Origin of the sequence: Succinimonas sp., from assembly GCF_045225735.1 — a bacterium.
Lineage (GTDB): Bacteria > Pseudomonadota > Gammaproteobacteria > Enterobacterales > Succinivibrionaceae > Succinimonas.
The window spans coordinates 1-13497 of the sequence record NZ_JBGVBR010000191.1 but is presented as its reverse complement, the minus strand read 5'-3'; the positions used below and the strand labels follow the sequence as shown (position 1 = coordinate 13497).

Annotated in this window: 11 protein-coding genes; 3 read left to right on the top strand and 8 right to left on the bottom strand. The window is 53.2% G+C overall.

The window, feature by feature from the left end; all coding sequences use genetic code 11:
• The 7 genes from ACJROR_RS06725 to ACJROR_RS06695 form a co-directional block, all read right to left on the bottom strand.
• Nucleotides 1–2136, bottom strand: a 2136-nt coding sequence (locus ACJROR_RS06725; RefSeq protein ID WP_406546445.1) for a hypothetical protein, incomplete at its 3' end; no start/stop codon positions are given.
• Nucleotides 2126–2731 carry a hypothetical protein gene (locus ACJROR_RS06720; protein WP_406546444.1) on the bottom strand — a complete coding sequence of 202 codons (606 nt, stop codon included), beginning with the start codon at nt 2729–2731 and terminating at the stop codon, nt 2126–2128. The genes ACJROR_RS06720 and ACJROR_RS06725, both read right to left, overlap by 11 nt.
• Before the next feature lie 615 nt (nt 2732–3346).
• Complete coding sequence (locus ACJROR_RS06715) at nt 3347–3709, bottom strand: hypothetical protein (protein WP_406546443.1); 363 nt, start codon at nt 3707–3709, stop codon at nt 3347–3349.
• A gap of 599 nt (nt 3710–4308) precedes the next feature.
• Entirely contained in the window at nt 4309–5163 is an 855-nt protein-coding gene (locus ACJROR_RS06710) for a hypothetical protein (RefSeq protein WP_406546441.1), read from the bottom strand.
• A gap of 75 nt (nt 5164–5238) precedes the next feature.
• Nucleotides 5239–5949 (bottom strand): DUF6273 domain-containing protein, encoded by a 711-nt coding sequence (locus ACJROR_RS06705; protein ID WP_406546440.1) that lies wholly within the window; start codon nt 5947–5949, stop codon nt 5239–5241.
• Nucleotides 5950–6028: 79 nt separating this feature from the next.
• Entirely contained in the window at nt 6029–6688 is a 660-nt protein-coding gene (locus tag ACJROR_RS06700; RefSeq protein ID WP_406546438.1) for a DUF6273 domain-containing protein, read from the bottom strand.
• Between the two features lie 266 nt (nt 6689–6954).
• Nucleotides 6955–8217, bottom strand: coding sequence for an FtsK/SpoIIIE domain-containing protein (locus ACJROR_RS06695; RefSeq protein ID WP_406546437.1), 1263 nt, complete (start codon nt 8215–8217; stop codon nt 6955–6957).
• A 483-nt stretch (nt 8218–8700) separates the two neighbouring features.
• On the opposite strand from ACJROR_RS06695, the gene ACJROR_RS06690 reads away from it, so the two are divergent.
• Genes ACJROR_RS06690 through ACJROR_RS06680 form a run of 3 tightly spaced genes read left to right on the top strand, consistent with a single transcriptional unit; the run spans nt 8701 to nt 12098 of the window.
• A complete protein-coding gene (locus ACJROR_RS06690; RefSeq protein WP_406546436.1) occupies nt 8701–10260 on the top strand; it encodes a DUF4277 domain-containing protein in 1560 nt (519 codons plus the stop codon).
• A 24-nt stretch (nt 10261–10284) separates the two neighbouring features.
• Nucleotides 10285–11145 carry a helix-turn-helix domain-containing protein gene (locus ACJROR_RS06685; RefSeq protein WP_406546435.1) on the top strand — a complete coding sequence of 287 codons (861 nt, stop codon included), beginning with the start codon at nt 10285–10287 and terminating at the stop codon, nt 11143–11145.
• A gap of 53 nt (nt 11146–11198) precedes the next feature.
• A complete protein-coding gene (locus tag ACJROR_RS06680; RefSeq protein WP_406546433.1) occupies nt 11199–12098 on the top strand; it encodes an LD-carboxypeptidase in 900 nt (299 codons plus the stop codon).
• A gap of 99 nt (nt 12099–12197) precedes the next feature.
• On the opposite strand, the gene ACJROR_RS06675 is transcribed toward ACJROR_RS06680, so the two are convergent.
• A complete protein-coding gene (locus ACJROR_RS06675) occupies nt 12198–13298 on the bottom strand; it encodes a hypothetical protein (RefSeq protein ID WP_406546432.1) in 1101 nt (366 codons plus the stop codon).
• Between the last annotated feature and the right edge of the window lie 199 nt (nt 13299–13497).

The following is a 13497-nucleotide window of genomic DNA, read 5'->3' as shown; positions in this document are numbered from 1 at the left end:
CCGCCGTTCCCGGATGGCGGCGGGAGAGGCCGAATGCATAAAGATGCAGTAATCCGCCCCCAGCCCCAGAATCATAAAAAGAGCCAGCGCGGAAAAAAGGCAGAAATAGCCTCCGGAAAGGAACCGCGCCGCTATCAGCCCTGCGGAAAGTCCGCCCAGCACCGGAATCAGAAAACCGGTAACCACTCTCCGGCCCATAAAAAACGTGAGAACGGCCAGCGCGGCCAGAAACGCCCCCAGCAAAACCCGGGTCAATTGTATCCTAAAATCCCGAAAAGCATTATTCCACTCTGTTTTTTTATCTAGTCGTTTCACATTTCCCCGGGCCAGAAGCTCCCTCTCGAGAACGGGCCTGATTTCAGGAGCGCCGGATGTTCGCAAAAGCGCGGCATCAGCGGGGAACAGCCGGGCAAACACCGCGGGAATTACGGGATCTCCCGGCGCGGCAGAAAGCTCCGCCGCGATATCAGGAACAGTCTCCAGGGGGATTCCCTGCTCGCTGTAGGCCTCCTGAAGCGCCGGGAGGGCCGCCCGGTAACGCCGGATGCTCTCTTCCGCGGTCCTCCGGGAGGGCACGGCAGAACAGGGAAAAAGCACGGCTCTTCTGAGATCCGGAGGGAGACTGTCCCGGATCTCCTCGCAGGTCTTAAGCGCCGTCTCCAGATCCCGGCCGGTTATAAGATACCAGGACACCTCCCCGGAATGCATCATAAGCTCGCTTATCTGACTGTCCATCTCCGTGAGAACGCCGTCCCGATCCTGCAGGCGGGATACCCGGTCATCCGGGGTAATTTCGGCGGCGGCATAAATCCCGGCCAGAATAAGCATAATGCCGCCGGAAAGTCCAAGATGGCGGCGGAGCCTCCGGGACATTTCCGGAAAACATCCCTTATCCTGTCCGGAAGTCGGAGTCCGCGCCCGGGAAGACCAGAAGGGAATAATCACAAAGATCGCCGTCAAAACCGCCAGGGAAAGCGAAACCGCCGCCATAAGGGCCACCTCCCGGAGCGCCGAAAGCTCGGTCAGGGTCATGGCAAGATAAGCCAATATGCTGGTAATGCCGGAAGCGATAAGAGCTCTTACGAGCTGGTTCCGGGCCGCCGGGTTCCCCGGCTCCCGGAACATAAATGAATGAATAAGATAATCCGCGCAAATGCCGATAAGGGCGGCGCCCATCCCCAGGGCGATGACGTGAAGATGGCCCAGAAAGAGCAGAACGGCGCCGAGGCCGCCCCCCAGAAACAGCGCCAGAAAAACCACGGTGCCCAGAAGCTCTCGGATCCTCCGGAAAAGGCAAATGAAAATAATTATGAGAACAACTGCGGAAAATCCTCCGATGCGGCTCATGTCGGAAACGGAATTTTCGTAAGCGCGGGTCTCATAGAAAAACCTCGACAGGAAAGAAAGGCGGATCCCCTGCTCCCGGAGCTTCTCCCTCTCCTGAAAAAGCTCCTCCAGAAGCCGTTTTCCCCGCTCCCGGGAGATCCGCTGTCCCGGGGCAATGCTCCCGGAAAGAAGGAAATGCTGCCGTCCCTCCCGCTCTAAAAAAAGAAAGCCCTGTTCGTCCCGGCGGATGTCCCCGAAGGAGCTTCCCGAAAGCTGTCCCGAGAGATGCCGCATAATGAGAAAGGGATCCCGTCGGTATTCCAGATCCGTAAGACCGCCGAAGGGACTGTATACGGCCTCGAACACCGCCTCCCTAAGCTCCGCATCAGTTTTGAAATAGGGCGGATAGCGGTAACGATTCTCAAAGAAATATTTGCCGGCATTTTCCAAAACAGCGGCATCCTCCAGGACGATTTCCGGATACTGCCGCAGGATCTCCTGCATCCGGGAAAGAGCCTGCCGTAACGGCGCATCATCTCTCTCCGGGGAATTCCCTCCCGCTCCCGGAGTCTCCCCGAACTCAGGAATGCTGTCAGCCATGATAATGATTTCCCGGGAAAGAGCCTCCGGTACCCCGAGGTCTCCCGGGCCCTGTTCATCCGGGAGCAGCGCTGCCAAATCGGCGGTAATGATCTCCGGTTTTACCAGAGCGGCGGCAAATCCCAGGATTGTCAGAATAAGCGCCAGCAGGATCACCCCCGCGGCCCGCGCCGCCGCCCTTTTGCGGGCAAATCCGATATCAGCGGCCATGGCAGAGAGCTTCCAGGGAATGATCTGACAGCTTTTCCGGAAGATCGGCAGCGGCAGAGGAAGGAGAAGCCGGGGGCTCCGCAGCAGACGTTCCGGAAGGAGCGGCGCTGAAGGTTATTCTGGTATAGCCGCCCCCCTCCTCGGCAATGCTGATGCCGGTAATCCGGGACTGCTCCGCCGTAATGGCAATCTCTTTTACTATCCGGGAAATGCCGGGATCCCGGGGAATAAGGGTGATAATGCGGGGATCTTCCGAAGATGAGCCCGCCGAAGCGCCTCCCTCCCCTTCGGCAGCATTAGGGTGTTCTCCTTCCGGGGCGACACGGATCTCATACTCGCTTTCCAGAGCGGCCTCCTTTCCGGAAAGAAGTCCCATAAAGGCCTGCATGCTTTTGGCGAAAAAGGGATGGGGCGGAGCGCTTCGCACCGACTCCGGCACTGCATAACGATCCGGATCCCTGATACCGGCGGGGGTAATAAGCCAGGTCTGCGGCCGGGGCTTTAGCACCGTCCAGCAGATCCCCTGTCCGGGAAATACCAGAGCCTCCCCTTCGGAAAACACCGATTTCCGGGGGCCGGGAAGATACTTTTCCATAACGAAGAGCGCTTTATGGGGGGCGGCATCCCTGAAGACGGCAGAGGCGGAAACCGGGACAGCGGAGGCCGGATCTGTCCCGCAGCACAGCAGCGCCGGCAGCAAAAATATAGCCGGAGTTCTCCGTGAAATAAGGTTTTTAAAGCCTTTTAAGAGAAAGAAATTTTTACCGAAAGAAAGCATTCTGGTTTCCTCGCCCTCTTCATAATCATACCGGCGGGGTTTTATCCGCCATTCATATGCTCGCCGCAGAATGAGATTGTACTTCATTTCAGATTCATAAGCTCCTCTCTAAGGCGCAGCGGGAAATTCAGGAAGAGGAAAACCATGACCACCTGACAAAAAACGCTGAAAACAGCATATAAAAAGCCATCGCAAAAGCGGAAAAGCAATTTTTCAGCAAGACCGCAAAGGAACATCAGTGGGTGATTGAGAAGGTAGAGGATATTTTGGGGAGCACGAGATGATTGGCATCAACGGCGCTATTTTTAAGATTAATCCAGGCAATGCGAAACAACTGAATTAAATGCTGTTTTTGGAATAAAATATCAAAAACGGCATTTTATCAATAATATTTATTTTTTAGAAAACTATTGGTCGCATATTTGTATCCGTTCAGTCATCTATAATGATTTGCTGGGCAAATAACTGCCTTATATCAAACACACTATAACCTTCCGGAAAAGGCATATTCTCAATTTTTATTACCACAGGATAACAGAAATCGCATACATTCTGAAGATTGTCCCAGTCAACCTCTTTGATGGAGGTTATATCATAGCCGTAATCTTGTATCAGCCTTAAAAGAAGGCGATACCAATCGTCATTCTTCTGAAATTCCAGATGTCCATGAACCATGTCATACGTCAAATCGTAAATAAGATTTTTTAGCAGATCCCTTTTTTCAAGCTCTGACAATGATGAATATTTAACCTTCGGCGGAGAATTAACCTTTTGTTCGTAACTATATTTTGACATAACCGCCGCCTTATTTTACTTATCCTAAAACTCTAAATCGATTGGCGTAAGGTCTGATACGCAGTACCCTAAGATATCAACTTTCCAGTATTTATCACACAGTTCATAATCTTGCTTGATAATATCTATATTAAATTTGTTATATACTTCTTCTTCGAGTTTGCTTACTTCTGAATGATATTCACTGCAATTGCTTAAATTCATCCCTGAAATCAGAGAAGCATCTAACCCGGCATACTACACCGCTTTTATTAATCTGTCGAAGAAGCAGGGATATACATAGACAATCGGATAACAATCATTTATCAGATCAACAAGGATTAAATCCAGCCCCTCATAAATTTGCAATGCCACCTGTTCCATCGGAAAATATGAAAATTTCATTACCGCATCCTTTTATTCCTCTGCCCCTTAATTATGCCGCTGCAATGTTTTTTGCAGTCTTTCGGAATTACTTAAAAAACATTATTAAGTGGATCTGTTTTTATGAAATATCACACCGCATGGCGCCTTCTTTTGAAATCAGGGGGCGGACAGCGGTGTGCACGGACAATCTGGGCCGGAAAGCAACGACTGATCGCCTCCGTCCGCTCCCCGCATTACCGCAGCTCCTTTACGTAATTCTGGCAAAAGCAGCGGATCAGCATTTTGATGAATTTCGGTCTCCGGCTCCGATCCATAAATTCCGAATCCGAATCCCAGTACGCCTTTACGGTGCCGTTATTCTCCGGGATAGCCGGGATGTCATCCGCGTCGTAATCATACGCATCATCCAAGGGCTCATCATCGTACCCCGGAAAAGCAGGTGTCAGCTTCTGGAGGTAGTATGCGCCAAAACCAATGGTGCTGTACCAGGAAATGCCAATGTATTTCTCGCCGAGCCGGATCTCCGAAATCCCCAACTCCTCTTCACTGATGGCCTTATCGACCTCCTCCGGCAGAAAGACGCGGCCGCTCTCCTCGGGATTGGGAAGCTGCCCCTCAATCCTGAGATACAGGCAGCAGGCGGAAAGCACGCAGTACAGCGTATCGGAAACGCTCATCCCCTCCAGAGGCATAATATCAGTCCCCCAGTAAAACATGTCCGAGCTCTCAGCCATCGTCTCCCCTAACGCCGAAAAGACTTCATCCTCCTTAATGAAAGGGGTGTAATCACCGGAAAGCCAGGCCTCAAACGCAGCATCGTCAATCTCTTCAGCGCCGGCGCTTTCGTAATTGCCCTGACTGCCGCCTTCATTCACGCTGGAGTTAGGTCTGGGGTTGGGTCTTTCGCTAAACCGGATCACTCTGGTTTTTTGTCTGACCGCGCCCCGGCTCCACAGGATTTCCAGCCCATCTCCCCGGTCAGAAGAAGCCTCAAGGACTCTGAAGCCGTGAATTCTGATCCCCGGATCCGGTGTGATGTAGTTTCTGAGACGCACGTTGCCATACCAGCTCTTTGATTCGCTCATCATTAAATCCTCGTTCTTGCCGGAGTATTCCGGGTTTCAGTCTGTCCGCATATTAAAGCCGGATCTGCTGCCTTGGCTTCACAGGTGAATCCACATGGCCGGTCTCACAAAACATGAATAGTTACTGCTGCCAAAGCTTTCGACGATGACCTTTCCGGGAGCGCTCTTAGCCATCAGGCAGGAACTTGTCCGGGTCTGCCTGAGAAACCAGAGGCAGCTTCCCGCAGGCAAAATCTGCGTGATATGCTGGCTGGCAAATCTGCTTTTAAACATGGCGTAGGGGGTGGCAAAGCATTCTTTCACGGCATGTCCCCGAAACCAGTTACGGGCCTCGTCCTCGCTCATGAGAAACCCCCGATCCTCCGTGGCATCCCGCTCCGGATCCCAGGTACTGGGGTTTTCGGTGCCCGGACAATGGGTTTCCAGGAGCATTTTTGCTTCCGTCTCCGAAAACGTCATGGCAATAAAATCGCTGTTAAGCCACCTTCTGAGAGAACAATCCCGCCAGCCCCCATCGTATCTGTCATGGTACCGCTTATAGTCAATGGCATAACGGGTTACCGCAAGAACCCGGTTTCCCTCTCTTCTGAGAGCCAGCCACTCCAGAGGAGCTTTATCCAAGCAGCGCTCATAATAGTAATGCCCGAACATGAAGTATGTGTTCGGCTGGATCTCCGGACGGCGTTCCTTCTCTGCCGGAGTTTCTCCGGAAATGAGCCGGGAGAGCTTGGCCCGCTTGTTTCTGCCGGGATTCCTGAGACGGAAGAGAGTATCCTGTTCTTTTCTCATAATGGCTAATCCTCTTTAATCCTGCCAAACGCAAACTTTTCCTGAAAAAACTGCTGCCGGTGTTACTGAGGCCGGAAATTTAATCCCGGGTCTTCAGCCACAGAGCCGGCCGCACCCCGAGAGAACGCGCGTCTCCGGGGCTCCCCGCCGTATCCGGAAAACCATAGGCATCCACAAACATGGCGTGGCAGTAATCAGCTCCGACATTTCTGAGCCACCACCAGCAATAGCCCTTGCCGCCGAAGCTTTCATCAGCGGAAACCTGAACGCCCTTCAGTCTGGCATAAGGCGTGGGCTGACATTTCCGGGACTCCGGACGCGGCAGATATTCCATGATCTCCCGGTAATTCAGCAGAAACACCCGGTTACGGCAGATCCTGCCGCCGGAATTCTCGTACTCCGGATTGCCGTTATAATCAAGAGCGGTGTAGCACATTCTTTTCCGCTCCTCCTCGATAAACATCTCCTGAGAAAAGGCCGAATTAAGCCAGCTTCTGATGTCGCTGTGTATCCAGTAAGCGCTGCCATCCGCCACCATATGACAGTCCAAAACGTCGCGGGAGAGCAAAAGAGCCTTGCCCGGAAGTCTTTTCAGAACCAGCCAGGAGACCGGAGACTTTTCCCGGGGACTTTCCTGATAGTAGCGGCCCAGTTCCACATAGGTACCCTCCCGATAACCGAAAAGTTCCGCCTCGGCCTCTGAAGAATATGCGCACTCTTTGATATCTGAAACTGCCATTATGTCCTCCTTCCTGAAAAGATAATGCCGAAATCAGCCCTTCCTGCCTCGGTTTCTCCTGTCCCTAAAAGCTGAACTCCATAAAAACATCAGGTCATAAAAGCGTTATCAGCTACTTTACGATATTAATTATACTGTTATAGTATAGTTTTTGTCAAGTAATTTCAGAAAATATTGTCTGCGATTTTTGTTTCCCCGGCGGACTTGAATCTCACCCGGCTCCGTTGAATCAAAGGAGCCGTTCCCAAACTCCAATACCGCCCCGCTCAGGCACAGTCCAGAATTTCTCGCTCCCGGTCAACATCAGATGCCACCACGCCATCCTTTTCCAGAGAGCTCATAAGATACTGCGCCCGATGTCTGCTGATGCCGTACTTTTTCATCATGGCGGACAGACTGATGCCGGAACCGGCCTCCTTAAGCTCCCGGCAGTAGTACCACAGAGGGATGTAGAGAGGATCGCCGGTAGGATAATGATCTTCCGCCGCCGAAGCCTCATTAAAAATACTGAGAGGAGCCGGATCCGGCAGACTGCCTTCTTTAAGAGTTTTGGCAAGTTCCGCTCTTTCATCAGCGGAAATTTCCAGAGGCTTGAGTTCTGTTAAAGCGCCGTAACCGGGGCCGAGCTTGGCCAGCATGCTGCCCGGCGGCAACTTCTCCCCGCCGTCAAACCCCAGAACCAGCCGGGACTCAAAGGAGCTTGCGAGCCCGGCAACTATCCTGGCCGGAAAACAGGATTTTATCCTTCCGGTGATAATCTCCTCCCGGGGATGCCCGGTACGCAGCATAAGGTGAATCCCGGTCTCCCGGCCCCGGACGGTGATATAGGACAAGGCGCTTTCAAATTCGCTCCGGAGCTTATCGCTGAGCATAAAATAGGCATACTCGTCCACCGCCATCAGGATATGAGGCAGGGGCCTGAGATAAGGCGGCTCGGCCTCCCGGCTTTCCCGGTAATTCCAGACGGGATCCCGGCGAAGCTGTCCCGCGTTATACCAGCGCCGCGCCTTTTCATTAAATTCCCGGATCCCCTTTAGCTCAAAATATGACAAAAGCTCGCAGCGGTGCTCCGTTTCAGATCTGAGCCACCTTAAGGCCTCCGGCGCCCGGTTCATTTTAAGCGCCGGAGCCAGAAGATGCGGAATCCCCCGAAGCTGTCTCCCGTAATCTGAAAACAGCTGGTTTGTTCCGTTATCAATGAAAAGGAGCCGGAGTTCCTCCGGTCCGTAACGTCTTATGAGGGAACACAGCGCGCTGTCCTGAACTTCTGCGCTGCCGGAAAGCCCGGTAACAATAAGAAGGCCCGCCGCCCCGGCAAGGTCAAAGCTTACGGGCTTTCCGGCAGCGTCATATCCCAGAAGAACGAAAAGACCGGTTCCGGAATCGCAAGGTTCTCCGGCAAAAGCGGGATCTTCATTGTTTTCGTTTTCCGGCATAACTGCGGCAGTCTTATCTGCTGCGGATCCGGCATTGCCACCAATTTCATCAGGGGTGTTCAAGAGCATATCCTTATGATACTTGATTGTCATAGACGTATTATTCATTATTATCGCTGCTTTTATAGCATTAATCATAATAATAAAACGGTTTTAGTTTATGTAGTGGATAATCAGGAATCTCGCTATACCTTAATTATAGCAAGGCGCCTGGTCGTTTCCGAAGTGTTTTTCTGAAAAAATTTTTTTTATTTTTTGGAAAAGGCGATCTTCATGAAAACCCCCCGAAAATCACGAGAGACCGAAGACTGAGGAAGAGGGAAAAGAATGAGATAACCAAGACCGGCGCTGATAAGACGCTTCACCGGAAAAGTACGATGCGGATCCTTCGGTTCTTCCGGCTCCCGTAATCAAAACGGGATCATCCCTATTCCTGTGATCCCTGTCTTAAAGTAACCGCGGCATGGCCCGTAATTCCGGACAGACAAACATAATCAGCTTTTTATGCTTTGAAGATTTCCCCTTTGCGTGTATGCTGCTCCGGTTTTACCATAACCTGCTGAGAGTGCTTTCTTTATGACCGCCGATACCGCCTCCCCCGCTAATGGAAAAGATGCCGCCCAGGCTCATGACCATCTCATGAGAGTCATGCGGGAAAAGTTCAAAGACCTCTTTAAGGACACCAAGAATCCTCTTTTTACCCTGACGGGCGCTCCGGAGCTCGTCTCCGAATATCTCGGCTTTGCCGGAATTGCCGCCGGAACCATGGATTACCTGGGAATGGATGCGGCCTTAGACCGGACGCTGCCCCCGGAGGACGCCCCCGGAAGCATTCCCGGAAGCGCCCTGCTCCGGGCTCTGGTGACCGAGCTCCTGTCCGCAGCTCCCGCTCCGGATTTGCGGGAGCCCCGGGAATACTTTGCCAAAATGCCCCTGGAGGCCTTTCTGAACCGGGATATTCCCGCATCCGCCCTGACAAAGGATGCCATCTCCCGCTTTCTTGACCGGGTTCAGGCATACGGCCCCGAAAGGATCTTTACCGCTCTTTCCGGCGCCGCCTTTAAAAATGCCGGATTAACCATTACCTCCTGCCGGCTTGGCAGCGCTGAGTTTGCTCTGTGGGAGGATCCGATAACAGGCAGCGGTCAGGCGCTCATGGCTATCAGGGAGGGGAAAAGGAGCAAATCTTCCGAAAACGGCGATCTGACCCTGCTCTCCCTAACGGACGCCCGCACCCGGATTCCACTGTTTGCTCTGTCCGGAACCGCCGCCGATTTCCAGCCTGAGAAGCTCCCGGAGTTTCTCAGGCTGGGACTTCCGCTCCTTAAGGAGCAGTTTCCCGATCTCCGGTACCTCGCTCTGGAACACCGCGTCTTCACCCCGGAAATTCTGGCCGCAGCACAGGAATCCGGTGTGAGCATCCTTATGAAGCTCCCCAATACCCTGAAATGCGTGAAGTCCCTCCGGGAAGCTGATTTCGCTGACGGCTTTGTCAGCATTGCCGGGCTCGGCCGGAAAACCTGCCGCGCCCGGTTCTGCGGTAATACAGAGATCTCCGGAATCAAGGTTCAGCTGATTCTGGCGGAAACAGAGGAGGATGCGGAAAAGACACCCAAAGTCTCCCGCTTTGTCATTGCCGCCGCCGGAGCCGCTGACCATGCGGCTTTGGAGGAAATACTGGCGCCCTTCGCCGAGTCTCCGGCAAGCCGAGACATGTGGCGCATCTCCCGGGATCCCCGGATTTTTGCCGGCAGTCTCCTGCTGTCAAATCCGGATCGCCGGAACGCTCTTCTCATGATACTGGCCACGGGGATGCTGGTGGCTGACTTTACGGAATACGTCATGAAAAACGCCATGGAGCGCGAGAATTTAAAGATGCCGGCCCCGGATCACCGCGTCAATCTGGCATCCCCCGGCATTGCCAGATTTAAGGAACTCACAGACAACTCCCGGATATGCATGTTATTTTTCTTCAATACCGGGAATTTTATGCTGCCTGAGGTTCCGGACATATTTGCCAGCATTGTCGTCGCCATGGGAGAATGCTGGCTCCGGTACTATCAGGCTAAGACCTATGCGGACTTTTACAGCGGTCTTGCTGCCGGTGAAAAGACAGCGAAACAGGAAGCGGGGTAAAACAGCGCCCCGGGGAGCAAACATATGCAAAGTGAATCAAAGACGCTCACTCTCACTCCCGAAGAGATTCAGGAGCTTAACGATATTATTGCCCATGGAAAACCGGATCGCGCTTTACGGGCCCGGATCGTCCTGGCCTGCGCCCGGGAAAGCCGGATCATGCTGGTGGCAAAGGAGACCGGAGTAACAGAAGGCACTGTCCGGAGATGGAAGGAAAGATACCTCAAAAACGGCGTTCCGGCCATTAAAAATAGCTATGTCCCCAACACAGCGCCGGCAGCGCAGAAAAATCCCGCATCCCTGAAAATCATGAGAATCATGACTCATGAGAAAATCAAAAAACAGCGCTGGCATATCGTCGGGTTTTATCTTACTCCGAAAGCCAAAATCATAGTTGCCGCGGAATTCCCGGAAGACTTATACGGATTCGGCATGCTGGGAGATTTAATCCACACCAGCCCGGAACTCCCGGAGATTCTTAAAGAAACCGGCAGGAGAAACTCCCTGGCTAAATGTCTTGATATTTTGATTAAATGCGATCCCGGCGACTCTTCAGCCATAAACAGGACGCCCAAGACCTTCCTGAAGGATATCAGCCTCCGCCTGTTCCTGAATGAGGTATTCGGAAAGCTGGAGGTTTTTCAGTGCGGCGATTATGACATCGGCGAATATCCGGAACACCACGATATCAGCCTGCGCCAAACGGCATCAGACACATCTGTAACCGAGTGGTTTCATCTGTTCAGTTCCTGGCATGCCCAGACTTGTCCGGAAGAAAAAGGCCTGCTCAACCAGGTTAAAAAAATCATGATCAAGTCTGCTCCGAAGCTGATACAGCGCAAGGCTAGCGTTATTTGGCATTACAGCTCAGTTAGCTTCTTCTAGGCTTTAGTGCCAGGCTCTCGCAAGCCTGCCCGTACAAACATCAGGAGCCTCTTATGCATCCCGTTATTGTCCTTACCGCCATGTCAAATGCCATCTCCTCCGGCCGGCTTGACCTGATTATGAAGCTCCGGAGGCTTCTGGAGCGGGAAGGATTCCCCGTTGCCTCCGGAAAAACCCTGACCCCGGATCCCCGGGGACTTCCCAGAACAGACCTCAAGGTTCAGGAAATGACCGAACTGCGGCAAAATCCGGATCTCCGGTTTATTATGGACGTTTCCGGGGGCGATACGGCTAATGAGCTTCTGGCCGGAGCCTGCGATCTCGTGCCGGGAGATCCCCTTCCGGACAGCGTCCTCCCCGGAAAGGACGTGATCTTCATGGGCTACAGCGATCTCACCGCACTCCTGAACGCCTTTTATGCCATTGGAGGACGCCGGGGCGCGCTGTTTTCCGGAATGAATGCCCTGGGGGACACCACCGGAAACCGGCTCCGGGAGCTTCTTGATTTCCTGAAGAGCCCCTCCTCCCGCTCGCCTCTGGTTACGCCCCGGGGCGGTTTTCGGAGAGGGAAAAAAATGCAGGGAACGGTTATCGGCGGCAATATCCGCTGCTTCCTCAAGCTGGCAGGCACCCCGTACATGCCGGAGCCGGACGGCAAGGTGCTGGCACTGGAGGGACTTAACGGCAATCCGGAACGCCTTATAAGCTATTTCGCCGCCCTGAAAACTTTGGGCATAACCGCCAGAGTATCCGGTATCGTTCTGGGCACCTTTACCGAACTCAAAGCCAAATACCCGGACACGGATCCCCTGGATCTGCTTCTCCCCTTTATCCCCCGGGATCTCCCGGTATGGGAAACCCCGGAGATCGGGCATCACCGGGAGGCCCGGGGCATCATGATCGGAGCGGAATATGTCTTTACGGAAAACGGCTGCTTAGGAACAGGGAACTAAACAAACAAGATCGCAAAGGCCGGAAGGCGAAAGCGGAAAAGCACGAGCCGGTGAGAAAAATGCCTAAAGAATGAAGATACGGACCGGAAGCTTCCTTCCTCACCCCTGATTATCAGAGACGGTCTTATCATCCGGAGTTGCTTTGTCCCCTGAGACATCTTCTGCGGAAGCGGCTTTTTCGTTTACGGATTCCCCCTTTCCGTTTCCTTCGGAATATTCCTCCCAGAAGTCGAAGAAATTAAACCACTGGTACGGGGCCTTCAGAAGCAGCTCCTCCAGAAAACGGACGTAATTTTCCACATATTTCCGGAGATCCTCGTCGCGGTTTTTCCGGGAGAGCCGGATCTCCCCCACCTCCTGAAAATACAGGTGATACTTTCCCTGAATCTTTACCGCAAAAACGGTATAGACGGGCTTTTTGAAAATCGCGGCCAGAAGCCAGGGCCCCAAGGGGAAACGCGCCTTTTTCCCCAGAAACTCCACCTCGCAATAGCGGGTATCGCTGGCCAGGAGACGATCTCCCATAATAAAGATCCACTCTCCCGCATCCAGCTTCTCGCTTAGCATCATGCCGGTGGCGGGAGTAATCTCCTCCGCCATGATAATGCTGAGATTGCTCTGGGAGTTTAATGATTTGATAAGCTCCATGAGCCGGGGAAACTGATGGGCAAACATGAAGGAGGTGATTTTTTTCTGAGAGCAGGAGGAGTTCATGCCCCGAAGCATTTCAGAGTTACCCGCGTGAGCTCCGATAATCACGGCCCCCTCGGGAAGCGCAGCCCGGGCCAGCATTCTCTCGTGGGCATTATCCTCCGAAATCAGCCGGTCAACAGTAAGACTGCCCTTCCAGGACAGCATTCTCTCAAAAAAATTAACGGAAACGGCGTACACATGCTTTCTGGTGCTGAGCCGGCCCAGCCTGACGCCCCGGGCTGCGGCAAAGGATGAGATCCGGCGGAGATAATGCCGGGAGCTCAGCCGGAGCTCCGGGGAAAACAGCCAGATCCACAGGGAAATAAACCAGACCAGAATGAGAGCCGCCCTTTCTCCGAAAATGTCATGCACCTTGAGAACAATCAGGATGCCCAGGGGAAAGGTTTTTTCCGGCTCCTGACGCCAGGAGGCCTCCCGGACGGCGTCTCCCTCCGGTTCCGGAGTTTCATGGGGGTTAGCCGGGTTTTCAGAAACCTGTTCTGACATAAAGTCCTCTTCTTCCTGCTGTTGCTTTCTTTCCTGCTGTTTTTTTATCTGCTGACCGGCGCCGGATTTTCTGCGGCGTCAGAGCTCCCGGAGGAAAATGATTTTGCCGGAGGCATGCATCGCCGGGGATCCGGCGCTGCCCGGTTCCGGAGCCCCCGTAATCTGAAAGGCGCACTTAAGATCCGGAGCATTCCAGGTA